The sequence below is a fragment of the Aporhodopirellula aestuarii genome (genome assembly GCF_023701485.1).
Lineage (GTDB): Bacteria > Planctomycetota > Planctomycetia > Pirellulales > Pirellulaceae > Rhodopirellula > Rhodopirellula aestuarii.
Map to the genome: position 1 here is coordinate 38,728 of NZ_JAMQBK010000022.1, position 26,464 is coordinate 65,191.

Annotated in this window: 23 protein-coding genes; 16 read left to right on the forward strand and 7 right to left on the reverse strand. The window is 57.3% G+C overall.

Translation table 11 applies throughout. From position 1 onward, the window contains the following. The first annotated feature begins 16 nt into the window (after positions 1-16). Positions 17-1,447 carry a purine-cytosine permease family protein gene (locus NB063_RS07235; RefSeq protein WP_250928090.1) on the forward strand — a complete coding sequence of 477 codons (1,431 nt, stop codon included), beginning with the start codon at positions 17-19 and terminating at the stop codon, positions 1,445-1,447. An 84-nt stretch (positions 1,448-1,531) separates the two neighbouring features. Beyond that, entirely contained in the window at positions 1,532-1,729 is a 198-nt protein-coding gene (locus NB063_RS07240; RefSeq protein ID WP_250928091.1) for a hypothetical protein, read from the forward strand. 718 nt (positions 1,730-2,447) lie between these two features. Here NB063_RS07240 and NB063_RS07245 read toward each other — a convergent pair. From NB063_RS07245 to NB063_RS07260, 4 genes are all read right to left on the reverse strand, one after another. Further along, a complete protein-coding gene (locus tag NB063_RS07245; RefSeq protein ID WP_250928092.1) occupies positions 2,448-3,095 on the reverse strand; it encodes a class I SAM-dependent methyltransferase in 648 nt (215 codons plus the stop codon). Positions 3,096-3,464: 369 nt separating this feature from the next. Beyond that, positions 3,465-3,890: an RrF2 family transcriptional regulator gene (locus NB063_RS07250; RefSeq protein ID WP_250928093.1), complete on the reverse strand. Its 426-nt coding sequence runs from the start codon at positions 3,888-3,890 to the stop codon at positions 3,465-3,467. A 151-nt stretch (positions 3,891-4,041) separates the two neighbouring features. Further along, positions 4,042-4,659, reverse strand: coding sequence for a 5-formyltetrahydrofolate cyclo-ligase (locus NB063_RS07255; protein ID WP_250928094.1), 618 nt, complete (start codon positions 4,657-4,659; stop codon positions 4,042-4,044). Between the two features lie 60 nt (positions 4,660-4,719). Continuing rightward, entirely contained in the window at positions 4,720-6,249 is a 1,530-nt protein-coding gene (locus NB063_RS07260; protein ID WP_250928095.1) for a rhamnulokinase, read from the reverse strand. 698 nt (positions 6,250-6,947) lie between these two features. On the opposite strand from NB063_RS07260, the gene NB063_RS07265 reads away from it, so the two are divergent. Continuing rightward, the gene (locus NB063_RS07265; protein ID WP_322975085.1) at positions 6,948-7,697 is read left to right on the forward strand and encodes an NIPSNAP family protein; all 750 of its coding nucleotides are present in this window, start codon (positions 6,948-6,950) and stop codon (positions 7,695-7,697) included. A gap of 47 nt (positions 7,698-7,744) precedes the next feature. Then, complete coding sequence (mutS, locus tag NB063_RS07270) at positions 7,745-10,393, forward strand: DNA mismatch repair protein MutS (protein ID WP_250928097.1); 2,649 nt, start codon at positions 7,745-7,747, stop codon at positions 10,391-10,393. Between the two features lie 36 nt (positions 10,394-10,429). Here the strand turns inward: mutS and NB063_RS07275 are convergent, their stop codons facing one another. Then, positions 10,430-11,680, reverse strand: a complete 1,251-nt coding sequence (locus NB063_RS07275) for a hypothetical protein (protein WP_250928098.1) — start codon at positions 11,678-11,680, stop codon at positions 10,430-10,432. Positions 11,681-11,783: 103 nt separating this feature from the next. Here NB063_RS07275 and NB063_RS07280 point away from each other — a divergent pair, with 103 nt between their 5' ends. Continuing rightward, positions 11,784-12,737, forward strand: coding sequence for a WecB/TagA/CpsF family glycosyltransferase (locus tag NB063_RS07280; RefSeq protein ID WP_250928099.1), 954 nt, complete (start codon positions 11,784-11,786; stop codon positions 12,735-12,737). Between the two features lie 85 nt (positions 12,738-12,822). Here NB063_RS07280 and NB063_RS07285 read toward each other — a convergent pair whose 3' ends face one another. Then, positions 12,823-14,328: an ammonium transporter gene (locus NB063_RS07285; protein WP_250928100.1), complete on the reverse strand. Its 1,506-nt coding sequence runs from the start codon at positions 14,326-14,328 to the stop codon at positions 12,823-12,825. A gap of 157 nt (positions 14,329-14,485) precedes the next feature. Between NB063_RS07285 and NB063_RS07290 the strand changes: the two genes are divergently transcribed. From NB063_RS07290 to fliO, 9 genes are all read left to right on the forward strand, one after another. Then, entirely contained in the window at positions 14,486-15,829 is a 1,344-nt protein-coding gene (locus tag NB063_RS07290; RefSeq protein ID WP_250928101.1) for a PDZ domain-containing protein, read from the forward strand. After that, positions 15,826-17,004, forward strand: coding sequence for an A/G-specific adenine glycosylase (mutY, locus tag NB063_RS07295; protein WP_250928102.1), 1,179 nt, complete (start codon positions 15,826-15,828; stop codon positions 17,002-17,004). The genes NB063_RS07290 and mutY overlap by 4 nt, the downstream gene beginning before the upstream one ends. Positions 17,005-17,461: 457 nt before the next feature. Then, complete coding sequence (locus NB063_RS07300) at positions 17,462-18,154, forward strand: RNA polymerase sigma factor (protein WP_250928103.1); 693 nt, start codon at positions 17,462-17,464, stop codon at positions 18,152-18,154. 268 nt (positions 18,155-18,422) lie between these two features. Further along, positions 18,423-18,710 (forward strand): flagellar FlbD family protein, encoded by a 288-nt coding sequence (locus tag NB063_RS07305; protein WP_250928104.1) that lies wholly within the window; start codon positions 18,423-18,425, stop codon positions 18,708-18,710. Between the two features lie 12 nt (positions 18,711-18,722). Continuing rightward, the gene (locus tag NB063_RS07310) at positions 18,723-19,484 is read left to right on the forward strand and encodes a motility protein A (RefSeq protein WP_250928105.1); all 762 of its coding nucleotides are present in this window, start codon (positions 18,723-18,725) and stop codon (positions 19,482-19,484) included. Further along, positions 19,484-20,236 carry an OmpA/MotB family protein gene (locus tag NB063_RS07315; protein ID WP_250928106.1) on the forward strand — a complete coding sequence of 251 codons (753 nt, stop codon included), beginning with the start codon at positions 19,484-19,486 and terminating at the stop codon, positions 20,234-20,236. Before NB063_RS07310 ends, NB063_RS07315 begins: the two co-directional genes overlap by 1 nt. Positions 20,237-20,318: 82 nt before the next feature. After that, positions 20,319-20,876 carry a dihydrolipoamide acetyltransferase gene (locus NB063_RS07320; protein ID WP_250928107.1) on the forward strand — a complete coding sequence of 186 codons (558 nt, stop codon included), beginning with the start codon at positions 20,319-20,321 and terminating at the stop codon, positions 20,874-20,876. An 18-nt stretch (positions 20,877-20,894) separates the two neighbouring features. Next, on the forward strand, positions 20,895-21,314 hold the full coding sequence (gene fliN / locus NB063_RS07325) for a flagellar motor switch protein FliN (RefSeq protein WP_250928108.1): 420 nt from the start codon (positions 20,895-20,897) through the stop codon (positions 21,312-21,314). Next, entirely contained in the window at positions 21,314-22,075 is a 762-nt protein-coding gene (gene fliO, locus NB063_RS07330; protein ID WP_407652562.1) for a flagellar biosynthetic protein FliO, read from the forward strand. Before fliN ends, fliO begins: the two co-directional genes overlap by 1 nt. Positions 22,076-22,147: 72 nt before the next feature. On the opposite strand, the gene NB063_RS07335 is transcribed toward fliO, so the two are convergent. Continuing rightward, on the reverse strand, positions 22,148-24,226 hold the full coding sequence (locus NB063_RS07335; protein WP_250928110.1) for a cytochrome c family protein: 2,079 nt from the start codon (positions 24,224-24,226) through the stop codon (positions 22,148-22,150). A 232-nt stretch (positions 24,227-24,458) separates the two neighbouring features. On the opposite strand from NB063_RS07335, the gene NB063_RS07340 reads away from it, so the two are divergent. Beyond that, complete coding sequence (locus NB063_RS07340; RefSeq protein WP_250928111.1) at positions 24,459-24,710, forward strand: hypothetical protein; 252 nt, start codon at positions 24,459-24,461, stop codon at positions 24,708-24,710. 396 nt (positions 24,711-25,106) lie between these two features. Next, the gene (locus tag NB063_RS07345; protein WP_250928112.1) at positions 25,107-26,360 is read left to right on the forward strand and encodes an efflux RND transporter periplasmic adaptor subunit; all 1,254 of its coding nucleotides are present in this window, start codon (positions 25,107-25,109) and stop codon (positions 26,358-26,360) included. The last annotated feature ends 104 nt before the right edge of the window (positions 26,361-26,464 follow it).

A 26,464-nucleotide genomic window follows, 5' to 3' on the forward strand; every position in this document is an offset into this window, starting at 1 on the left:
CGCAAGGAACGATTCATTGAGCGACGAAAATTCAACCGAACCGGAAACCATCACGAGTGGTGAGTTTGAACGGCAACCGGTTCCCGACTCCGCATTACTCGGCGCCGGGAAATTTTGGGGCATGTATGCCGGCGAACACGCCGCCGGTACCGAATTCATGATCGGTCCCCTCTTTCTTGCCGCTGGCGCTAGCCTATCGGATCTCTTGCTGGGACTGTTGCTAGGCAACTTCCTCGCCGTGCTGACTTGGCGGTTCCTCGTCACACCGATTGCGATCGCCAAACGCATGACGTTGTACTACCAACTCGAACGCATTGCCGGTAGCGGATTGGTCAAACTCTATAATGTCGTCAACGGAGTGCTGTTTTGTTTCCTCGCCGGTGCGATGGTGACGGTCTCGGCCAGCGCCGTGGGTATCCCGTTTGGAACGATGTATGAAGTCCCCGAATCGACGTTCGCCCTGGGAAGCACTGACTTCACGATTATTGTGATTTTGGTCGGCGCCGTGATGGCAATCATTGCAGCGGCCGGATACCAAACCGTCGCGCGGGTCGCTAATATCGCGGCACCTTGGATGATCGCTATCTTTGCCGCGTGCGGCATCGTTTCCCTCGCCCAAATGGACGCCACTTCGATCTCCGCTTTGTCGAAGGGAGAATTTTGGCAGAACGCGATCGAAGTTGTCCAATCAAAACAGGGCGCCTCGCAATTCGGATTTTGGCAGATCGTCGTCTTCGCTTGGCTGTGCAATGGTGCAATGCACTTCGGCATGGCCGACCTTTCCATCTTTCGTTTCGCACGCAGCGCGTCATCGGGATGGGCTCCGGCAATCGGCATGTTCCTGGGTCACTACATGGCCTGGATCGCCGCCGCGTTGCTGCTTGCGGCGCAAATCAAACTGTCCCAAGACGTGACCGCCAACCCGGGTGCGTTGGCGTGGGGTGCACTCGGATGGACCGGTATCATTTGCGTAATCATCGCGGGTTGGACAACCGCCAACCCAACGATCTATCGCGCCGGGCTTGCCTTTCAAGGCGTCTTTCCGAAAAGCCCTCGGGTGGTCATGACATTGGTAGCCGGCGCCGTCGCGACCGCGGCGGGAGCCTTCCCCAACCTTTCGGCCCAATTGCTCGGGTTCGTCGGCACCTATGGCACGGTACTCGGGCCGATGGGTGCGATTATCTTCGTCGATTTTTACTTCATGAAACGCTTCGGCATGCGTGAAGAAGACGCCTTCCATCGCGGCACTTCGTTTAACCTCGCCGTGCTATTGGCATGGGTGATTCCGGTTGCCTTGGGTCTGTACCTGATCTTCGTACCGACGTCGCTGTTCCCTGAAAAACTATTCGCCGCCTACGCGGTTGTGCCGTGCTGGATCGCATCCGGTGTGATCTATTTCGCGTTGAGCCTATTGATGCGTGATAAGTCTAACCTCAGCACCACGTGATGCTCGGATCGTTGACAACCTTGTCAAACGATCCGCATCGTCATCCGTTGCCCGTCACAATCACCCCATTCCCCAGACGCTCACATGAACCTTGCACTCAAAATCGTTTCGGCCGTGGCGATCGCCTTGGTGACCATCCCAAGCGTTCTTTATTTCACGGGCACCATGGCTCCTGAAACGGTCAAAACGATTGCCTTGGTAGGCACGGTCGTTTGGTTCATCGCGACTCCGCTGTGGATGGGTCGTGAACTCCCGATCGATGCGGACAACATCGAAATTTGATACTTGCGCCGCGGCATGATGCTCGTGCCCCGGTGCAGAGCAAAGGCGTACCCGATCGGGGCTTGCATAGATACGCGTGGAATTGCCGCGGAACAAGGCAGGCAGCACCGTCCCGCAACGACGAACCCCCGAGCTTCCCATCACCGTCGATTCAACACGCCAAGCGATTCGACGTGGCGATGCTTTCGACACGTCTAGCTGGAAAACGCCACTTCTCAGATAGCTTGGTCTCTCCGAGACCGAGAATTGCGGGCGTTTCTGCTTCCGGAGCCTCGGAGAGGCTGTGAAGTTATTTAGTGTGGCCGTTCGCTCTGCGAACGAGCGTTCCCGTAAGCTTCGTTTGCGGGGGACATTGATTGTTTTAGTGCCTTTTTTAGCGGTAACGGCGCAAGCCGTCCGGTCCCGAGTCACCGGACGGCTCGCGGGCTGTTGATTTAGTGAGCCGTCGGCGCTAGCCGCGGGCCTTACGGCTACGATGCGCTCATTGGACGCCCGCAGCTGGCGCTGTCGGCTCACTCATGTTTGCGAAACGACTAACTCAACAGTCCGCTCGCGCCGCTCCGCTACTTTTGAAATCCCGCAGTAATTAAATCGAATCCCCCGAGACCGAAAATTGCGGGCGTTTCTGCTTCGGAAGCCTCGGAGAGGCTCCGCTACGTGAAAATCGAAAACTCCAATACGTCTGCCAGAACGAAGTGTTTTCCAGCTAACGACGTGCTCAGATGCGTTTGGCGACAAGCACACGGAACAGGGAAAGCGGGTTGTTCTTGTGACAACTCTCAACTTCGATTGGCAGTTCGGTTAACAAATCGTTGACCTCGAGGTCGGTTCGCCAGCCAAGTCGGCGAGTAATGCCGCCTGCGGAATCGACCACGCGAGCGATCAACGGGTTCTCGCTGCGGAAGTGGTTGATGACGAGAATCCGCCCTCCAGGTTTGCAGACGCGAACCATCTCTCGCATCATCTGCTCAGGACGAGAAACGACGCTGATCGTGTGAAACGACGTCACCAAATCGAAGCTCGCATCGTCGAACTGTAATTCCTCCGCGTTCATCGAACGCACCTGAATGTGCCGCCATTCGTTCTTGTCGATCAACACCTCGGCTTCGGCCAACATCGATTCGGAGAGGTCGACGCCGAGAACCTCCGCATGATGCGGATAGGCTTCGAGCGACATGCCGGTGCCGACACCGACTTCCAAAACTCGCGTCCCGGAGGGGATATCCAGAGCCGTGAGATTCGCCTGAATCCGACGTTTCGCGACCGCCGGCCAAAGAGCTTGATATGCCGGAACCAAGTTGTGATAGAAATGGCTTTCGTGCGGCTGCGGCACGGATCCTTCCGACTTCGATTCCAATTTCAGCATGAATGCCCTTTCCCCGGTGCGGTGGAGCGAGAACGACTAGCCCTCGCCTGAATGTTGCTTGATTGTCGCATTTTCTTGGCCAATTTACCGCCCGTGGAGGGCGCCGTATACCAATTTCGAAGCGAATTTTGCGCCACGATTACATTTCGCGGCAGTGGTGGCCCTTCCGAATCGTGACCGGAGACGCCGATCGGCGGCCTCCACCAGCGAAATGCCTCGGCGGATCATAATCAGGCGATTGCGGCGGCCTCAACGGTGAAAAAATGTTCCGCAACAATCGCGATTCGATCGTCGCCGTAGCCCGGTTACGACCTTTCTTCCCCTCGGACGCGAACGCAGCCGACACCCAGACAACTCCAAACCGTCTCGCTAGATATAAAACATCGGCTCGTCGCTCTCGCGAATGCTGCGGATCACGTCCCCCAACCGCACGCGGCTGAGTTGGATCCGGGATTGTTCGTCGGCGTCCCGCCAGTGTTTTTTCAGGACCTGCTGGGCGGACGGTTCGTCATCCTGGGCTGGCGCGATGGAGTCGGGGCAGCCGATCGCTTCGGCGATATCGAGCAGCGTGATCGCATCGGGCTGGACGATCAATTGATACCCACCCTGACTGCCGCGGATCGCTTTGACCCATCCGGTTGACCGAAGGGTTCGCAAGATCTGAACCAGAAACGGGCCTGGGATGTCATTACGACGGATGATTTCACTCGATCGAACCGGCACACCGTCCTCGCCATGAATCGCCAGATCCATCATCGCTAAACACGCGTAATGCACCGCTGCGTTGATTACCATGATTCGCCAGCCGTCCGTTTATAAAAAGTGATTAACGGACATCTCAACCGCCACCCGCTCTCGTCGGCACGGATCCGCATCCAGGCAGACAATCCTAAAGCCAAACACACTTCAAGGGCATGCCCCATCTTGGTCGTGCAGGAACCTTTCATCAGCCGCCTCGCCCTCGCCCTTCATAGACTTTGCACTGCGTGACGACCAGATCCATCGGGACATCGTGCGGCTGCATCGGAATTTTGTCAAACACCTGACACTCAAACGCCAGTGAAACGAGCAGCGTGTCAGGCCTCACGTTCTGCAGCAGGCGATCGTAATAACCTTTGCCGTGCCCAAGCCGACCGCCTTCGCGATCAAAGGCAACGCCAGGTACAAGGATCAAACGGAGCTGATCGACGGAGGCGACTTTATCCGGGCGGCCGCGGAGCTCCGCTTTCGGTTCGAGAACTCCGTACATGCCTTCAACCAGCTCCTCCATTGATTCGAGGCGAAAGAGTTCGAGTTGATCATCCACACAGTACGGAACCACGATTTGTTTCCCGCTCGCGATTTGATCCGCCAACACCTGACGGGTCCGGACTTCATCTCGCACATCGACATACCACATGACGCAATCGGCATGACGGTAAATTGCGAGATCGACAACGGCATCCGTAATCTGTTTGCTGACCCTATCTTTGTGCGGCTGAACCCGACGCGCCGCGTGGGCTGCGCGGCGAATTTCCCGCTTCAGCCGCCCAGACTCGTCGTGTTCGGTGAGGGATGAAGCCATCAAAGGTGAGACATGAACAGAAGGAATACGAAACGAACACTGACGATTCCGGAATCGGATTTACAGTTCCGCGAAACGTGCCGCCGGTTCGTCCCAAACCCGACTGTTCCCCGGCGAGTAAGTTTTCGTCGGAAAACTCTTGCGAACTAAATCCCGAGCCTCAACGATGCTGTGCAGCCTGCCGCTACCAATCATTTGCATCGCAACGTTGCCGATCGCGGTCGCTTCGACCGGCCCCGCGACCACCGTGCGATTACAGGCGTCGGCGGTCATTTGACACAACAACGCATTCAATGAACCGCCGCCCACGATGTGGATCGTTTTGATCGACGATTCGGTTAACCGTTCGAGCGACTCAAGCGTGAGGCGATAACGGAGAGCCAGCCCCTCGAGTGCCCCGCGGAACAGGACGCCGTCGTCCATCGGGACACGCTGGTTCGTACGGCCTGCCAACGAGCAGATCTCGTCGATCATATCGGCGGGTGCTAACAACGACGGATCGTCAGGATTGATTATCAACGAGAACGGCTCCGCCTGCTCTGCCGCTTCCACCATCTCGGCCCACGAGGGTGCCGAACCGCGACGCTGCAGCGCCGCGCGAATCTGCTGGAAGATCCACAAACCGCCGATGTTCTTGAGCAACCGTGTGCTGCCGTGAACGCCACCTTCGTTGGTGAAGTTCAACTCCGCACAAAGTTTGGTGACCTTCGGTTCGGGTAACTCGACCCCCATCAACGACCACGTCCCTGAACTGATATAGCACCAATCCGGCTTCGCGGGGGCGAACTCTTCGGCGGGCACCGAGAGTACCGCCGACGCCGTGTCATGAGTCGCCGGCGCGATTACCGAGACTCCGTGCAAACCGGTCATCGTAGCAACGCTGCACTGGACCTCACCAATGGTGGTTCCGGCTTGCGTCGGAGTCGGAAACCAGTGCGAAGGGAAATCGAACGCCCCGAGCAACTTTTCCGACCACTTGCCGGTGACCGGCGACAGCAGTTGGGTGGTCGACGCGTTGGTCGCCTCAATGGTCCGCTCACCCGAGAGCATCCAGTGGAACAAATCCGCCATCATCAGCAGCGAAGTCGCATGCTGGTAACCGACGTCTCCGGCTTGTTGGGCGGCAAGCAGTTGGTAGAGCGTATTGATCTCCATGAACTGCAATCCCGTCTCGGCGAAAATCTCCTCGCGGGACACACGCTTGAGGGCATCCTGCATCCGCCCCAGGTTGCGGGGGTCTCGGTAGCATCGCACCGGGCTGATGAGCTGATTTTTGTCGTCGATGAAGCCGAAATCGACCCCCCATGTATCGACGCCGACCGAAGCGATCTCGCCGAGCGGGCTGGCATCGACTTGATCCGCGGCGAGGCGGAGCCCGTGGGTGATGTCCTGCCACAACCCCAGGTGATTCCACAGTAGGTCTGCTTGCATCCGGACGGGTTTGTTCTCGAACCGCCAAACTTCGGCAAGCTGGATTTTTCCGCCATCGGCCGCCCCCGCGATCACCCGTCCGCTGGATGCACCTAAATCCACAGCCAGGTGCACAGGGCCTTTCAGGCCGCTGGCGTTGGATGCCAAAGAATCGCTCAAGAGAATCGTTCCTGCCAAAAAATGAAAACGAATGCGGGGTAGAACCGGACGGCTGACAAGTTACCCAAGCCGGGCGGGCGAAGCGACCCGCCGGGGCACCCCCCTTTTGGTATTCCGGAGGAAATTTCGATGATTTGCTAGCAAATCCCTCCCAGGGCTCAATCTCGACGCAACCTCCGTCCCAGTCGCTCGTTAGAGAACCGGGTGTCCTGCCCGGCTAGGGGCGATGAGATTCTCGGATTCAGCTGAGAAGCGTGAAATCGAAAAAACAGATGTTGACCCAGATGCGCAGGCACGTAGGCTAGTCGATACCTCCGCGAGTTCGCCTTCGCGTGGAGCCGAACGCGGTCAGCTCGCGGCCATGGGCTGACGTTCGTTGAATCGGCCGAAAATCTTCGTCAATCCCAGAAAAACAGCGTTTTTGTGGGCATCCGAGTTCTTTCGGTCTCTTTTCACGACGACTCCACGGACCGGGGACATGATGTGCCCGGTCGCGGACGCTCGCTTGGATTTCGGCAGTGCAAAACTGCCTTCTCTCACCGGCCGGTACCCCAACAATTCTTGGTTAGGGTATGTTAGGAAACCTTGAGCCATCGGGCTCATCTCCCCCTCCCCTCCGCCCGCGTGAACGCCCCGCCATGCACTCTCGACTCACCTTCGCCACCTGCCTGACCGTGCTCGCCATGGTCACCATTTCGATGCCCCCCACACACGCGCAAACGAGTGATTCCGACACCGCCGCAGGATCGCAATTCTACGAAGTTCGCAGCTACGTCTTGGGTGAAAAAGGCGACGAAAAAACCGTCGATCACTATCTCGAAAATGCATTGCTACCTGCACTCAATCGCCAAGGCATTCAAACCGTCGGCGCGTTCGCACCGAGCCCCAACGATACCACTGGCGTCAACGCGATCTTTGTTGTGATCCCCTACGACTCTCTCGATCAAATCGCAACGGTTCGCGATTCGCTCGCCAGCGACAGTGATTATCAAACCGCTGCCAAACCCTATCTCGATCGCGCGCCTAACAACCCGCCCTACGAACGCATTCGTAGCGAACTGCTTTCGTCGATGGCGTGCTGGCCAGAATTAAAAGTCGCCGATGGTAGTCTTAGCAACGCCGACCGCGTCTATGAACTGCGACTCTATGAAAGCCCCAATGAGCGGGTCGGTGATTTGAAGGTCGAGATGTTCAACAACGGTGAAGTCCCGATCTTTCTCGATTGCGGCATCACCCCGATTTTCATCGGCCAATGCCTACTCGGCCCACAAATGCCGAACCTGACATACCTGACGCTGTATCCGAGCGAAGAGGCACGGCAGGAATCGTGGAAGGCGTTCCGCGTGCATCCCGATTGGAAAGTGTTGAGCAAGAACACGCGGTACGCCGGTACGGTCAACCGCATCGACAAATTCGTCCTCTCGCCCAAACCTTACTCACAAATGTGAGTGTTCGGTTCTGTCCGACGAGCGGGTAGGTCGCTAGGATTCTCGTCATGACACCGATGATGAGACAATATCACGAAGCGAAAGAAGCGTGCGGCGACGCATTGCTGTTCTTTCGCATGGGCGACTTCTACGAGTTGTTCCTTGACGACGCGAAAACGGCGGCACGGATCCTCGGCTTGAACCTCACAAGCCGAGACAAGGACAGCGAAAACCCAACCGCCATGGCGGGCTTTCCCCACCACCAGCTCGATCAGTATTTGCAAAAACTGATTCGAGCCGGTTACCGGGCGGCGGTTTGCGAACAGGTCGAAGATCCCAAACTCGCCAAGGGCCTGGTACGCCGCGAAGTGACGCGTGTTGTCAGCGCCGGAACGTTAACCGACGAAGGATTGCTCGACCCGCGAGAGCCCAACTATGTCGCCGCGGTGATTGCATCCAACCCGTCGGGCAAACGCAAAGGCAGCAAAAAAGGCCAAACATCGGCGTCCGACCCGTCGTCCCCAATGGTCGGGATCGCGTGGGCGGAACTTTCCAGCGGCCGGTTTGAATCGGGTGTCTTTCCTCGTGCGCGCCTTGACGACGAACTCGCCCGGATCGCTCCGGCGGAAGTGATTTACTGCGAGGACGATCCAAACATCCATCCCGACACCACGATGCCGTGGGTGTGGACGCGCCGTCCGGCGTGGAGCTTCGCCCGCGACGCGGCGGAAAAATCGTTGACGAAACAACTCTCCGTCTCCAGTCTCGAGGGGCTCGGGTTCGAAGCCGACTCGGGGCCCGCGATCCGGGCCGCCGGTGCCGTGCTGTCGTACTTACAAGAAACACAGCGTGGTTCGCTCGATCACTTCCGCGTTCTAACCTGCCACAACCGTAGCCCGGTGTTGCAGATCGACGCGGCGACGCGGCGCAGCCTCGAAATCAACCGCACGATGCGAACCGGCAGCCGCGACAGCGCACTGCTCGGTGTGATCGATCGCGCCGTCACGCCGATGGGCTCGCGATTGCTAGGCGATTACCTCGCTGCACCTCTCATTGCACCGGAGGCGATCGCGTACCGAGCCGACGCGGTGTCGGAATTCGTTGGCAATCATTCGCTCCGCGGCGATGTTCGCAAAATATTGGGCGAAACTTATGACCTCACACGATTGCTCGCCCGCATCGCCACCGGTCGCACCGGACCACGCGACCTGCAACAAATCGCGATAACTCTCAGCGGCTTGCCCAACCTCAAGGCACGGCTGACCGATCGCGTGAGCCACTGCCTGACCGAAATCGAATCTCGCTTGCATCTCTGCCCCGAACTCCGCACCAACCTCGAAAACGCGTTGGCCGATGAGTGCCCGATCAATGCCGCCGACGGGAATTTCATCCGCAGCGGTTATGACTCGGAACTCGACGCACTTCGTGAACTCGCAAAAGGGGGCAAGCAATGGATTGCCAACTACCAACAGCGACAGATGGACGAGACCGGGATCGCGAATCTGAAGGTCGGTTACAACCGTGTCTTCGGATACTATCTCGAGGTTTCCAACGCGCAGAAGGACAAAGTCCCCGCAGATTTCATCCGGAAACAAACACTCAAGAACTGCGAACGGTACATCACGCCGGAACTCAAAGAGTACGAAGAAAAAGTGCTCGCCGCGGATGACCAAGCAACGATTCGCGAACAGAACATCTTCCAACAACTGCGGCAGATGGCTCACGCGAACCTCGCCGTCCTGCAAGAGGTTGCCGAGTCGATCGCCCGTGTCGACGTGCTCGCCGCGCTCGCCGAAGTCGCCGCTCAGCATCACTGGAATCGACCACGGATCACCGACGACAGCGTGCTGCGGATTGAAGGCGGGCGTCACCCCGTGCTCGACGTCTCGATGCCGCACGGCGAATTTGTCCCCAACGATTGCATGCAGAGTCCCGAGTCGGGGATGATCCTCCTGATCACGGGCCCGAACATGGCGGGAAAGAGCACGTACATCCGCCAAGTCGCGCTGATCACTCTGCTCGCTCAAACGGGCAGTTTCGTGCCCGCCGACTCGGCCGAAATCGGCATCGCCGATCACATCTTTGCACGTGTGGGTGCCAGCGACGAACTCAGCCGTGGGCAGAGTACGTTCATGGTCGAAATGGTCGAGACTGCACGTATTCTCAATACCGCGACTTCGCGCAGTCTCGTGATTCTCGACGAGATCGGACGCGGAACGAGCACCTACGACGGCTTGTCACTGGCCTGGGCGATCACCGAACACTTGCACGAACAGATCGGCTGCCGGACGCTCTTCGCGACTCACTATCATGAACTCGCCGCACTCGAAGAAACCTTGCCGCGGGTGAGCAACCTCAACGTGGCCGTGAAGGAATGGCAAGACGACGTCGTCTTCCTGCACCGCATCGTCAGCGGCAGTGCGGACAAGAGTTACGGCATCCAAGTCGCACGGCTAGCCGGTATCCCGCCGGAAGTCAACGCTCGCGCCAAAGACATCCTGTTCCAACTCGAAGCTGACCACCGTGACAATCACGACCGTCCCACGATTGCGCCGCCGAGCGGCGGCAAGTCGGGAGACACGTTCCAATTGACCCTCTTTGGTTACGCCGACCATCCGCTGATCCAACGCATCGGCAACGTTGACATTGACAGCATGACACCGATGGACGCGTTGCAGTTTTTGCAAAAAGCGAAACAGGAACTCGCGCATTCGTAAACGCCGCTTGATGGGACACACGCCCATCATCGATCGCTACGTCAGCTTTGCTTCAAACTCCTCGGCAACGTCCTGCCTTAAACGGGCGACATCGTTGACGTCGTTTAGGTCATCGGGTTTGAGGAATAAGTTTCCCGGATCACGTGAACCGTCGCCGCTCGCGTGCGGCGATTCGGTACCGCTCTCAACTTGTAGTTGCCGATCGCCTGCGGCTTGCATCCCGCCACGAACGTAAAACCAATTTGCTGTCGTGACTGCCGCTTTGACTCCCGCGGACATCGTCACGACGCTCGGTGTTTCGGCGACCTTTTCCTCGCCGCGAGTGTGCCCGTGATCGTCGTCATCGCGGGCCGCCCAAACTTCCGGCGCGATCGGCGACGATTTGGGATCATCGATCAACGACGCAATGACATCCGGCAGCGCGTCCGCTGACGTCACTCGCCGGTCGCGGATTCCTGCCCCAAGCACGACGTCGTTGGTGTTTGCGTTCAACACGCCCATGATCTGCGGCACGTTCAAATGACAGGACCGCAGCGGCCCGGACCGATGCCCGACCCAGCCGTTCTGCCCCAACGCAAATCCACTTGTGCCGGTAAGCAACATCGCCTTCTGATTGCTCGCTGCCGCGATCAAACTGAGCACCCCGACCATCGCATCGACCAATCGGATCTGACATCCATAGGTCCGCATCCAAGCCATGATCCAATCCGGATCGTCACTGCTCCCGATCATTCGGTCCGGCGGCCAAACGTCACCAAGGATTGGCGGCACATTGCAGCGGACGTCGCCAGTTGAATTCAACTCATGTTCGATCGACTCCGAGGGGTCCATCGGCTCGAGGTCTTCTTCGTCGAGTTGATCGACGGGAAAAAGGTCACGTGGTGCGTCCCAACACTGAGTTAAAAATCGGCTGTGCAACCAAACATGCGGATTGTCGGCCAACTGTTCGGCGGCGATGGCGGTGAGTGCGGCGAGTGCGGTTTCCTCGAGCGTGTCGGCGACCAATTCGCCCCGCGATGGGATCACAATCAGCTCACCGATACGGTCCGCCACCGACAGTTCGCCGAGTCGCTCGTCGTCCGTCACCACGGTCATCTCTTCGGCCGGAAACTTGCTCGATCCGAGCCATCTCCCGAGTTGCTCGACGGGATCGGTCACGGGTGTGATCACCCTGTCCCAGGTCGATCCTGACGCAGCCAAAGCATCGATCGCCTCGGTGCGATTCCACGACGCGCCATAACAGGACATCGCGGCGGGGGAAAATCCTTCCAAAGAGAACAACAACATCGAGCGATTAACTTTCCGAGTGCATTTTGTGACGTAGGTTTGAACACACAGTCTACCGCGATTGCCCCAAATTCCCTACTGACCACGATCTGTTAGGCGTTCCATGAGTACGACACTCGATACGACCGTTGCAAACTCGACAACCGCACCCGTTTTCGTACCCAACCGTGCCGCCCCACCGCCGCGACATAGGTACCAAGACGACGAACTGAGAACATCGCCGGGAAACGCTGTCAAAGACGAGCGGGCATATGACGCCGCACCGCGGGAGACCGTCGAAGTGTGGGATATCCCCTTCGCGCCGCTCGATATGGCACAAAGCATTGATGCGATCGACCGACTCATCGCCCGGGGCGAGCCCTCTTATGCGATCACGGCCAACTTGAATTACTGCATGCTCAATTCGCAAGACGAGCAGGTCCGTCGCATCACCGCCGATGCCGCGTTGATCCTCGCCGATGGACAACCGATCGTGTGGAGAAGCCATCTCAAAACCAAGGCACTACCCGAACGGGTTGCTGGCAGCGAAATGATCTTTCATCTTTGCGAACGCGCAGCCGAAAAGGGACACCGAGTGTTTTTCTTAGGCGGCGCCGATGGGGTCGCAGAAGCGTGTGCTTCCCGACTGCAAGCGATGTACCCGGGACTGCAAGTCGCCGGTGCTGAGAGTCCGCCGTTTCGCAAACTGACCGACGAAGAACATACCGCACAGCTCGATCGCATCCGGGACGCCAAAACCGACTTGCTGTTCGTCGCCTTCGGACAACCCAAAGGTGAAAAGTGGATCCACGCCAACTACCAACAGCTCGGCGTTCCCGTCAGCATCCAGCTCGGAGCCTCGTTTGACTTCATCGCCGGAACGGCAACCCGCGCCCCCGAGGTATACCAGCGGTTCGGAATGGAATGGGCATATCGCATGTTCAGCGATCCAGGTCGCCTGATCCCACGATACGCATCCAACGCTTGGTACCTCAGCACCGCACTCGTCCGCGACTGGAAATGCCAAGTCGGTCGCTGGGGCATGTTACCCGAAGAAAACGTAGGCTCACGCGGCTAAGACGCTCGTGCCTGCAGGGCCGGTTCCCACCGACCCTGCAGCACCAAAGCTAATTGCTAACTGCTAACTGCTTAAAGCTGCTAGCTCAAGCGAACTGGTAGCCTTCTTCGCCGTGATCGGCGATGTCGAGGCCGCGTTGTTCGTGCTCAGCTTGTACTCGCAAGCCGACGAGCATATCGATCAGTTTGAGCAAGACCAGACTGCCAATCCCGGCGAATGCATACGTGACCAAAACCGCCACGATCTGACCGATCAACAACGTCGCGTTGCCACCGGATTCGATCAAGCCGATCGGAACACCGTTGCTGACGTCCCAGGCCGCCCGGGTGGCGAAAACGCCCGTCAGGATCGCACCGAGCGTTCCGCCCACACCGTGGACACCGAACGCATCGAGAGCATCGTCGTAGCCGAACATGTGTTTGAGTCGTGAACACGACCAGAAACACATCAGACCGGCAACCCCGCCCATCACCAGTGCAGGCATTGGTTGCACAAATCCGGCGGCAGGTGTGATGCAAACCAATCCGGCGACCGCACCGCTGCTCGCGCCCAGTACGGTAGGCTTGCCCAACCAAATCCACTCGGCAAACGCCCAGACCACCGCACCGGCGGCTGCGGAAAAGTGCGTCACCATAAACGCGCTGCTGGTCAAATCATCCGACAACAACTCGCTGCCCGCATTGAATCCAAACCATCCCACCCACAACATCGCGGCACCGAGTGCGGTGTACGTCAAATTGTGCGGTTGCAAAGGTTCATGTGGGAATCCCATCCGCGGTCCGATCAACAACGCCGCCACGAGTGCCGAGATACCGCTGCTGATGTGGACGACCGTTCCACCGGCAAAATCCAACGCACCGCCGGCGAGACTGCCTTCGTTGTACGAGAGCGGTCCGCCATCCCAAACCCAGTGGCACAGTGGGCAATAAATAAAGGTGCCCCAAAGGATGGAGAAAATCACCATCGCGCTGAACTTCATCCGTTCGGCAAACGCACCGCAAATCAACGCGGGCGTGATGATAAAGAACATCCCTTGAAACAACATATGGGTCATTCGAGGGATGCCACCTTCCATCGGCGTCACTGCTGCCCCGGTGGCGTCGTCCCAATACCGCTGCACCCCGTTCATGAAGAGGTATTCGGTATTACCGAACCACCCGCCGCTGCCGCCGAAAGCAAACGAGTATCCGTAGAGGGCCCACAGGACGGTCATCATTCCCATCAGGAAGATGCACTGCATCATCACGCTGAGCACGTTCTTCCGCCGCACAAGCCCGCCATAAAACATCGCCAACCCTGGCGCCGTCATGAACAACACGAGTGCACAACAAACCAGCATCCAACCGTTGTGTCCGGCCAACGCGGCGGCTTCGACTTCCGCTTTCAAACTCGCCAACGTGACTTCCTCTTCTTCAACCTCGACTTCGCCCGGCGATTCCGCGTCAACGGTTGCATTTTCGGGTGCGGATTCGACAACCTCGGCTGCGGAATCCGTCGCGTCATCCTGCGCTGACGCTATCGGAGAAGACAAAATGATCGCTGCGGCGATGATCCAGCCGAGCAGCACAATCCAGGTGGGACGGTTAGACATCGGTACTTCAGACTCGTAGATATGTGGAATGAGGTGATGTTGGTCACGGCGACTAATGCGTTAGAATAATGCGGAGGTCTGTTCGGGGGTACCCGAGTCACCGCTGTTACTATCGCAACCGACGATCGATCCATCGCCCACCCGCCCAAGAAATCTCGTGATCCCTTCTGCTGCCAATCGACGTCGGATCGGCGTCCCGTTCCACCCTCGCCACCTTGCGCCGATGGTTGCCGTAATACTGTGTATTGCGGCAGGCCCCGCCTCCCAAACCGGTGCCCACGCTGACGAGCCCACCGCCGCAACCACCCCGGGTCAAACATCAGAGGCCCTGGGCCACGAATCTGACGCCGCGAACGAATACTCGGAAACTAGCTCGTCAACCGCTCGGGCCCTGCCTGCTCCCGGCCATCCCACCAGCGAAGCAACTGCTGAAGATATCGAGCGTTGGGTTACGCAATTGTCCAGCAATTCGTACCTCCGACGCAAACGGGCGACCGCCGACCTAACCCGAGTCGGACAACCTGCGGTGGAACGACTCGTAACCGAACTCGACACCGGAGATCTGGAAACGACCGAACGCGTGATCAGCATCCTTCAGGAAATTGCGGCCCACGCCCCGATCATGCCCTCGTCCAATCAAACCGCAGACGCCGGCGAGGACAACGTGTCGACCGCCGCGTGGGATGAACTCGTTCGGATCTCATCGCTTGGTGGCAGCCAAGGCACCCGTGCGAAAATTGCAACCAAAGAAGTCCGTGACGTACGGCGCGCCCTCGCGATCGATGTCCTCGGAGAGGCTGGCGTGCTGATCGGCACAGCAGAATTCATCCTCGGATCACGCAGCGAACTCAAACGGATCGTTGAGTTTGACGGCGAATTTGATGGTGACCCCGCGTTGCTGCAACTGCTGCAGTGGGTCGACGGCATTGAATATGCCCGGCTCAAAGGCGACGCCATCCGCAAAGATATCCTCGAAGGCGTCGTACAGATGCCCGATCTCAAAACGCTGGCGTTATTACATGGCGAGATTGATGCCGACGAACTGGCGACGCTCGGCGATATCGCTGAACTCCGCCGACTCGAACTGCGATATGTCAAAATGAACGGTCAATTGATCGATCAGCTCGGCACATTGCCGATCCGTGTTTCACTGACACTCAACGGCACCGACGCGCCCGCCGACCGTGTCGAAGCCTTGCGAAAAACCGTCCCCGGCCTTGAGATCATCTTCAAACAAGGCGGCTTTCTTGGCGTCCAGTGCTACGACAATTTCGACAAATGCTTGATCAACGAAGTGCTGCGGGGTCAGGCGGCTGAAAAAGCTGGACTGCAACCCGGCGATGTGGTCCTCGAGGTCGATGGTAAAACCATTAAGCAATTCAAAGACCTCCAACAAGCGATCGATGCCCACATGCCTGGTGAAGTGCTGCATATCCGCTATCAACGTGGTGAGACAGAGCGAAACACCACCGCGAGACTCGGGAAGCTCGAGGAACAGTGAGCGACTCGCCAAGCACTGCGGCCAACATTCCGAACGCAATCCCGGCAGCGAACGCAGATACAGCCGCGACGGTCACCGATGCCCGTTGGCGTGCCCGCGTGCGCAGCGGATTGCTGGATTGGTTTGCCGAGAACGCCCGCGACCTTCCCTGGCGCCGTGACCCATCGCCCTACCGTGTCTGGGTCAGCGAAATCATGTGCCAACAAACACAGGTCGCCACGGTGGTGCCCTATTTCCTGCGATTTCTAAAGCGTTATCCCGACGCCACCGCCCTCGCGAAGGCCGACGAGAGCGAGCTGATGCGGATCTGGGAGGGACTCGGATATTATCGGCGAGCCCGATCGATGCATGCGGCCGCCAAACAGATTGTGGAAATCCACGACGGTGCATTTCCTTTGCAGTACCGTGACGCGATTGCGCTACCCGGCATCGGTCGCTACACCGCGGGAGCGATCCTTTCGATCTCATCCAACCTGCCACTGCCGATCCTCGAGGGCAACACGATTCGCGTGTTCAGCCGCCTGATCGCGATGCGAGACAGCGTCGACGAAAAATCCTCGCAGGAAACACTGTGGACCTTCTCCGAACAACTCTTGCCACGCAGGTTTTCCCCCACGGACCGCAGCCGTGGTCCCGCGTCGCTCAACCAAGCCGCGATGGAGCTCGGTGCGTTGATTTGCACCCCACGTGAGCCCAAATGCCTGATTTGTCCCGTGGCCAAGATGTGCCGGACCCGAGCCGCTGGCCTGCAGGCTGAGATCCCCGCTAAAACACAGAAAACGAAGTACGAAGCCCGATCCGAATACGCCGCCCTCGTGGGGGACAACCAAGGCCGCTGGCTCGTCCGCCAGATTCCCCCCGGCAACCGATTCGCCGGGATGTGGGATTTCCCCAAAGCCGGTCCTCCCGACGCCAGCAACGCCGAACATTTCCAGGGGTGGCTCTCCGGACACCTCGGCGGGGAAATTCGTTTGGTGGAAATGGTCAAGACGATGAAACACGCGGTCACGAAATTCCGCATCACACTCAATGTCTACCGAGCCACCCGAACGGGCGGCCCCAAAAAACTCGCCAATCCATGGGCGTTTCGCAGCCCCGAACAACTCCGACACCTCCCGATGAGCACAACCGGAAGGCGGCTATTAAACTGGGTCGAGAAAAACCACCTGAAATGAGCGGCCTCTAAGACAACGGACGGACAGCGAAAGCCCGCCGCGTCCTGACGCGATGTCCAGGAAAGCCGCTTCGGGAGTGTCCACGTCCATTCAATTCGCGAATTGCTAGCTAATACGCAGGAAAACAGCTACCCAAACACCTCGTAACCTCATGAAATGACGAATTCAACTAGTTGACTTTCGGCGCCCTCAACACGATAATGAAGGCGATATATTTTCCATTGCCGTGTGGAGAACGGCTAATTCCGCACCCGCGATAGGTGAATCCACCCGGTTTTGACGATTATTTCGATTCCCAGCCGAGTACAGCCCCTTTTCGTGGCGGACCTCCCCCTCTCCACACGCATTTATCTAAGAGAGAAGTTGACCTTCTCTGGCGTTTCCAGCAGAATTCTGTAACGCCGATTCCATGATCTTTTCATCCCTTATCTAGAAGACGGAACCAATGAACTTTTCAATGAGCACAACTGCTCCGGAAAAGCCGATAAAAGTTCCTACGCCTCGTGCATCGGAACAGGTTCGAGCCCGCGTGGCATCGGTTGCTCCTGAACAGGAAATTTCAGACGAAGATCTTATCGCCCGCTATCGCAAAACCGGCGATCGAGCGATCTACGAGGCGTTGATGCGCCGATATGAACGTGAAATTTACGCGTACCTGCGTCGATACATGGGCAACGCGGAAATGGCCGAAGACGCCTTCCAAGGCACGTTCTTGCAAGTTCACTTGAAGTGCCAGCAATTCGACCTGACCCGTCGTTTCCGCCCGTGGCTCTACGCGATCGCGACCAACCAAGCGATCGATGTCCAGCGACGCAACAAACGTCACCGGATGGTCAGTTTGGATCGCCCAAGCGGCGGACAAGATGACGACCGCGGCGGCAGCTGGTCTGAGAAACTCGTTGGCGCAAGTGCCGATCCATTGGCCGAAGCCTCGCGAGAGGAGAACGGCCGCTGGGTTCACGACGCGGTTTCCTCGCTCGGTGAGCCGATGCAACAAGTCGTTGAGCTGGTCTACTACCGTGGACTGAAGTATCGCGAAGCCGCCGAAGCACTCGGCATTCCCGTCGGGACGGTGAAAAGTCGATTGCACTCGGCAATCAACCAACTCACTGGATTGTGGGACGACAGTCACGAAACGCCGAGAAACTAACCGGCGACATTTACAAACAACCGACCTAGCCATGCTCATCCACTGAGCATGGCTTTTTTTATGCGCAGTCGGACTTCACCACACTCAACCACCCCTCGATCGGGCGACCTTGGCTTAACGGTTGGTGATTGCGATCTGCGGGATGTTTGACGTTTGCTGGTTGTAACGATCAGTGAAACGGGGGCCCCGTACCGCATTGTCCTGAATACAAGTTTCGTGGACGCGTGGTCACGTTTTGTGATCTAGCCTTGCACGTAAAACCAATCGTATGTCACCAACGAAAGTAGCCGGGGGGCCACTGGCGATGATCAAACTAACACGCCTGGACGGTGAGGCATTCATCCTCAACGCCGAATTAATTCGGTACGTCGACCGTCGTGGTGACACCTTCGTGACGCTCAACAGCGGTGAGCGAATTGTGGTTCGTGAAACGATGGACGAAGTCGTCGATCGCTCGATCGCATACCAACAACAAAAACACTTCTTGCCGCCACCTCCGCTCCCGTTGACCGCCTTTGGTGGTTCACCAGCAGACTCATTGAATCAAACAAACTAGGAATCATTCGCAATGGATATCGCCAGCCTTATCGGTCTCATCCTTGCCATGGGTTTGATCCTCGCATCGATCATGCTCGGAGCCGCACCGTTCTCCGCGTTCATCGACGTCCCCTCAGGGCTCGTCGTGGTTGGGGGTGCGTTCGCTGCGGCACTGATTTGCTTCCCACTGCCGAGCATGATCAAGAGCCCGATGATTGCGATGAAGGTCATCATGAACAAAGCCGAAGACCGGCTTGCGTTGATCAAGTCGATCGTCGAACTTGCTGAAGTCGCCCGCAAGGACGGCCTGCTCGCGCTCGAAGCCAAGATCGGGGACATTCAAAACCCGCTCGTACGAACCGGTTTGCAAATGGCCGTCGACGGAACGGCACCCGAAATCGTCGAAGAGGTGCTGCGTACTGAAGTCGCCGGGATGGCAATGCGTCACCGCGAAGGCAAAAGCATCATGGACCAACTCGGTCGTTTCGCACCAGCCTACGGAATGATCGGGACCCTGATGGGGTTGATCATGATGTTGCAAGACATGTCCGACCCGTCGGGGATTGGTGCCGGGATGGCAGTGGCTCTGATCACAACGCTCTACGGGGCAATCGTGGCCAACGTGTTCTTCAGCCCCTTCGCTGAAAAACTCGGACTGATGAGCCGCAACGAACAACTCAGTATGGAGATCGCGATCCGCGGCGTGATGGCGATCCAGTCTGGTGAAAGCCCCCGCGCGATTGACCAGAAACTTCAAACCTATCTTCCTGCCAAACAACGCGAGCTAGCCTGATGGAAATGGAAGAAGAAGAACCAATGGGCATCCCGGAATGGGTTGTCACATTCGGCGATATGATGAGCCTCCTGCTCACGTTCTTCATCATGTTGGTTTCGCTCAGCGAAATCAAAGAGGAAGAAACGTATCAGGCACTCGTTGATTCGATGCAGCAACAATTCGGATACGCGAAAACCATTGACGCGCTCACACCGGGCAAATCGAAACCTCGCGAGACCGAATTCGCGGTGCTCTCGACAACCGGCCGAGCCAAGAAAAAGGATACCGCCAAAGGCGGCGTTCCCGAAAAAGCTCCCGTCGGTGAAGAGCAACACGTTCGGATCGTTCGGCCCGGTCAGATGACCGCGGTGGGCAGCGTCGTGTTCTTCGAGGTCGGCAGCGACCGACTCAGCGGCGAAGCACTCAACGTCCTGAAACAAACGGCGAAACAACTGCGAGGAAAACCACAACGAATCGAAGTCCGCGGTCACGTCTCCGCCGAATTCGCAGCACGCACCGGTGGAACCGACGAGGCCATGTTGCTCGCCATCCGGCGATCCGCTGCGGTGAAGCGATTTCTCGTGGAAACCGAAGGGATCTCCTCCGATCGTTTCCGCGTATCATCCGCGGAAGCGACCGAACCAATCACCCGCAACAGCCCCGGTGGCAAGTTCGGCAACGATTCACGCGTCGAAGTCTTCATGCTCGACGAACGAATCGAAGACCCGCGTGGAATCGCCGATTCCGCCGCCAATCGATCCTCCCGCTAACACCACCCATCGAGGCAGTTGCCCGATTTTTTATCAGATCCTTTCTTGACTCACCGTCATCGACTCCCTTAGTGAGAATGCCATGGCAGACGAAGCAACACCACAAGCCGAATCGGAATCCGATCCGCCTACCCAGCGTCCGCGCAGCAACCTGGGGCTGGTCATAGGCTTTGTCGGCATGATTGTGGTGATCGAAACCGGGATGTTTTTCTTTCTCGTTCCGAGCGCCGAACAAGTCAGCGCCCTGGCCGAACAACAACTGATTCAGTCTGTCCAAGAGGGTGCCAAACAAGCCGAACAGGAAACGTCTGACGAAAACCAGGTCGAGGAATTCGAACTGGGAACGTTCGGCGAAACCTTCAGCCCCACCGATACGGACCGATCTTTCCGCGTCGAACTGCGACTCTACGGACTGATCCGGGCCAAAAACCGGGAAAAAATGGAGAAAGAGTTCGAGAGCAAAACCGGCCGTCTTCGCCACGAAATCCGCAAAAAAATCCGCAACAGCGAGCTTTCAGAACTCCAAGACAACCAATTGGGCTTGCTCGAACGACGGATTTTGACGATATGCAACCACTTGCTGGATGAAGACATGTTGCTGGGAGTCGGATTCAACGACTACCAACTGATCGAGGACTGAAATACCCAAGGACGGGCGATGAGCACAACGGACAGCTCGAGCGGTGCCAAAGAACAGCTCAATACGGATGACATCGAAGCCCTGCTCAACGAGGCTTCCCAATCCCTCTCCGCCGCCACGGGTGACGAAGAGGGCAAGGCAAGAGATGTCGCACGCCCCTTCGCCCTCGGAGATCTGTCCCCTGCAGATCTTGAGCAAACCACCCACGACGTCGATCTCATCGATGAAGTGGAAATGGACCTGCGGATCGAACTCGGACGCACCAAAATGCGGCTCGAAGAAGTCCTGCGTCTTCGCAGAGGCAGCGTCGTGGCACTCGATAAACTCGCCGGTGATCCCGTTGATATTTTCGCCAACGGTCGCTTGATCGCACGCGGCGAAGTGTTGGTCATGAACGACAACTTCTGTGTTCGCGTGACCGAACTTGTGGGAGCTTAGTGTTGAACATCCCCACCAAGCTTACCCGGGCCCTTCTGGTACTGGCAATCTTCGCGGCATTCACCTTACCAACCGCCAGTGCCTGGGAAAACAACTTCACGTCCTATTCGGCTGATGAAACTTCACACGACGAAGACAACTCGCGTCCTCAGGTCGTCGCCCGCAGTGGCAGCTTCCCGGCGCTTAACCCCCGTGTCACCGACACCAAGAAACTCGCGAACGATCACGGTACCGCGACAGGCCCACCGGTGTACCGCGTCCTGGAGTCTGATGAGGCAACCGTCGAAGCCAATGCAGGACTCCCTCTAGACGAAACACCCGAATCGTCACGTTCGAAGATGATCGGCCCCTTAGTCACGGTCGCGTCAAGTCTCGCAATCGTCTTGGCATTGTTCTGCGCACTCGTTTGGGCAGGTCGCAAGTTTGGTGGTGGCGCCGCGGCGTCCAAACCGTTACCCGCATCGGCATTGACTCCGCTGGGTCACGTCATGCTCGACCCACGAACGAAACTGATGCTCGTCAAATGCGGACGTCGCATCCTGGTGCTCAGTCAAACGGCGAGCGGTATCACGCCGATCACGGAAGTCACGCACCCCGATGAAGTTCGCGAGCTGATCGCAAACTGCTCGTCCGAAGCACGTGAGGTCTTCCAGCGAACACTCCGAGAAATCGAACTGGAGCCTGTCAAAGGCTTCACCGATGCACCACCAACCCCGGCCTCGAACGCCCGCCAATCCGGCCGCCTGTTTGCCACGGCGTGATTGCGGGTCGATAGCGAAACCACGTTGGCCTCGCCGCGGTTTCGCGCGACCAACCGAGTTGACCGAGCCCGCTCATTTTGATTCGAGATTGGCTTGGACAGCTGCGGCACTACGGCGGACACGATCGGCGAGTGCCGGGTCAATGGCTTGATAGAGTTTGATCAGCGATAGATAAGGTTGCAGGTATCGTCCGTCAATTCGAATTGACTCTTTGAATGCGTGTTCCGCTTCAGGGAAACGCCGTATCTTGCCCAGAGCCAACCCCAAATTGTACTGATGAATTTCAGATCGTTTGGAGGCCACAAGCTCTCGTCCCGCGGCAACCGCATCGGCGTATTGCTGCGCCGCGTAGTGGACATCGAAGAGTACGTCGAGAGCCTTCTTGCGATTATCGTTGGGCGACGGCTCGACTCGGATGACTCGTTCGGCATACGCGCCCGCGACCTGCCACCGCTGCGAGGATTCCTGTTCGGATGTTTCACTCGGATGCATAGACAACCACTCGGCCTCCCACCGCGCCAGCAACGCGATGTGAACCAAGACGTCCAAGTCCGACGGGGAGTCTTTGGCATGCGCGATCAGATCCCGGAGGGGTGACTGAGGACGCGGCGAGTCGGATCCCTTCTCCCTCGGCTGGCGAATATCAATTTTGACGAGTTGCATGGCTCGGGCTAGGAGGTCGTTTCGAGACGCGTTCTCGTCCGCAGAAACCTCCTCCACAGGGCTTCGCATCCGACGCAGCACTTTCGACATGGGATCGTCGGTTACCACGGATGCGGTGCCCTGAGGTGTGCCGTCTTTCCTGTCATCAAGTTGGTGGATACCGATGGTGTGATGGGTCGTCGCCGCGTGAGCGACCTCACTTTTGATTCGCGGCATGTGACAAGCGACGCAGCGATCGTTCTCCTGTTCGATGCGTTCTTCTAGGGACAATCCACACTCGGAATGCTGATGACACTGAGTACAATACTCGCGTTGCACCACGTCGATGTTTTCTTCCGAGGGTGCGTGATGAGGATCATGGCACGAGATGCATTTCAGAGAGTCTGACTGTGAATAGCACTTGCTTTGCCAGATCTGATCAAAGTGGTCAACAAACGTTTTTTGAGACTGTGTTTGATCGTCGATTTTGTAAGAGATTATGGTTGAATCGAGCGGTTCGCCGGGGCGATAGTCCCAAACCGATTTACCCGCTTGTTCGACGACGATGTCTCCTTGCAAGTGACACTGGGCGCAGATCGCGTCGGCAAGATCACGGCTCAAATTACCAGGATGGACGATGAGCGTATCGGTTATATTGGCAAAGGCAATTGCGTCGGAATCGTCCACATTTTGATAGAGTTGGGCGTGTGATTGACCGGGCCCATGGCAGCGTTCGCAACCGATCGCCTCTTCAAAAATCGTCACGACGTCTTCATTGCCAGTTGGTGTCGATAGGCTCCCGGCATGGCAGTACAGACATCGCGAAGACACGACCCGTGTCAATCCGGAATGATGTTCTTCGTCGTAGCTCGGTGCGATCTCATATCGTTGCGGTTGGGTGTACCACGTCATCGGCGACTGGAGCAAGTATTCCCCATCCTGCAGCAAATAGGCGTGTGCAAACGCACCGCTACCCATCACGTACTTCACCGGTAACGTTCCCGTCGGCATGCGCGACGGATCAGCACCGTCTGATTCGCCGGAAATCTGAAGTTCTTCGCGGTGGTACAGTTTCCCCGCCTCTTCGAATGCGGTGTAGACCGTACGGCTTTTTGAGTGTGTGAAGTGATCCAGCGGAACGCTGGTCTCGGGCGTCCATGCCGCTAGCGAGCGACTGTGATCGGTCTGCTGATACGATTCAAACTGTGCCGGGTGACAGCCGGCACAAGTCGCCGTGCCAACGATCCCCTCGGGCAGTTCGACCTTTCTCGTTGTTGACGACGAACCGGTGAGGGCGTCGGTATCGTTCGGTGCGTTCGAGCCTCGATCTTTTTTCGTTGCGGGGGCGGTGGCAGACGCGGTCGTTGCTGGAGCGTGTGCTGTTTTCCCGGTCGTCGAATTTGGGTCGTTCGTTTTATTCGCTGAATCGCGCGTCACTCTGACAAACGCAAACACCCCCGCGAGCAACACCATGCCAATCAACAGGACTTGAGTGAGGGACGAACGCATAGATTTCCCCGGACCGCGAAGCAACATCGCTCTCTAGCTTACCGTTTACGCACCGCACAATCCACGACGCCACCAAAACAAGCCCACACCAATGTAGGGCAATTGTCCTAATTGCTCCCGCAAACAATTCCTCCCACGAACAATCGCTCTCCACGCGAAGTCAAACGATCAAAAGTCGACCCCGGACTGGCGTTCGGGACTTTCGCCTGTTGTCGCTATCGCGACTGAAGACTTGCGCGGCAATTCCCAAGTCGTAGCAGCCGAAGAAGAATTAGTCACCAAAAGGTTTGACACACCCAAGTATCAGTTTTCTTACGTGCGTGCTGACGGCAACAGCGTTCCCGCCCACTTTTACGTCGGAGCAACCGACGCAACGCTGGATCCAAAAACCTTCGCTTCGGAGGATCGGATCCCAATTGGTTACTCACTCGCCGTCAATCACACGAGCGAGCGACCGGTGACGGGACCGCGTCACATTAATTGAGTAACTTGTCGCAGCGTTCACCGAGCTGCCCAATTCAATTGACGGCCTTGGTGTTGGCGGTGGATATCCTGGATTTTTGTGGCCTCTTCAGGTCTTCCAATGCGCATTGCATTACCGAACGGCGTCCCGTCAATGGGAACGGCACGTCTCGGAGGGAATCCAGCGACGATTCGTACACGCGTCTCCGTACCAATTGATCTACCAACCACGGCGAGAAACACAACATGAGTTCAGCCCCATCATGGCGGAGGTGGGGAAAGCGATCGCTTGTATTCCCGCCAATCCTATTGGCGATCTTTGCCTACGCGTGGCTGGTAAAACATTCGCCCCCGCTCTCGATGCAGACCGAGGAAGAAGCGTCTCGGGTGTTAGAAACGATCGTCGTCGAACGAATGGATGTTCGCCCGATGGTCAGCGGGTACGGGACGGCCAAGTACGCTCGATCGTGGCGAGCGGTGCCTCAGGTCGAAGGCCGAAGGCCGAATCAAAAAGATCCATCCAGACCTGAGTGCGGGTTCACGAATCCAGGCCGACGAGGTGTTGCTGGAAATCGACGATTCCGATTATCAGTCACGTGTCGAGGAACTGGACGCCGCAATCGATCAACAAAACGCGGAAATCGAACAACTCGAACAATCGATCGCGAACAACGAGAAAAAACTCGCACTCGAGAACCAAATGCTCGAGATATTACAACGAGAATTTGACCGCGAGCAAACGTTGTTGTCCCGGCGAGCGGGTTCGAACGCGTCGATCGACGAGAAACGACGCGAGTTGTTGACGCAAGAAAAAGCCGTTCAAGAACTCAAAAACAGCATTGCCTTGATCACGCCTCAAATCAAAGCGATACGAGCGGCGGCAAGACAATCGGAAGTCCAGAAAGATCAAGCTCTCCGGGATATCGAGCGAACAAAGATCGCGGCACTATTCGACATGCGAGTGGGAAGCGTGCAGCTCGAAGTTGGCCAGTACGTTGGTGTGGGCGAGGAGCTATTCGTCGCCTACAGCGGCACGGAAATGGAGGTCGAGGTCCAGCTGCCATTGCAAGTCATACACCGACTGTTTGTTTCAGTCGTCGGTGATTTCGAAGCTCGACAAAATCTTACCCCCGAATCCTTTCGTGAGATGTTTCAGTTTGAGGCGATCGTAAACGTCGCCGGAACGGAATCGACAGAATCGTATCGCGGCCGATTCTTGCGAGTTCGTGAGGTTGTCGATTCGCAAACCAAAATGGTTGGCTTCGTCGTCGGTGTGGACAACGTACTGCCTCCTCAACAAGAACGACCTCAACCTCCTTTACTCGAAGGGGCGTTCTGTGACGTGGACATCTTTGGAGAACCATTGCCGAATCAAGTCGTCATTCCTCGGCGAACGATTCACAGCAACTCGGTGTATCTCGTTGATGAAGAAAACCGTTTGGCCAAGCAAAGCATTCAGGTGCAACTCACGCAAGACGATTACGCAGTTGTGGCCTCGGGGCTCGAAGGTGGCGAAACACTCGTCATCGCGAATCCGTCGCCAGCGATCATCGGCATGTTGGTCACTCCGATTCAGTCAGAAGAAGAGACTGAAAAGCTGGCAACATCCGTCAACCGAGCCGACAACGCATTGCCTTCCACTGCCCAAACACCGCTACCTCAATCCAAGTGATGACCTTCGGCACGACGCATACGTCAACGATCACTTGCGTAGCCAAATGCTTGGCGAAATCAATACCTTCCGAATGAAACGTCTCAGCGCAGACGACAGTAAAC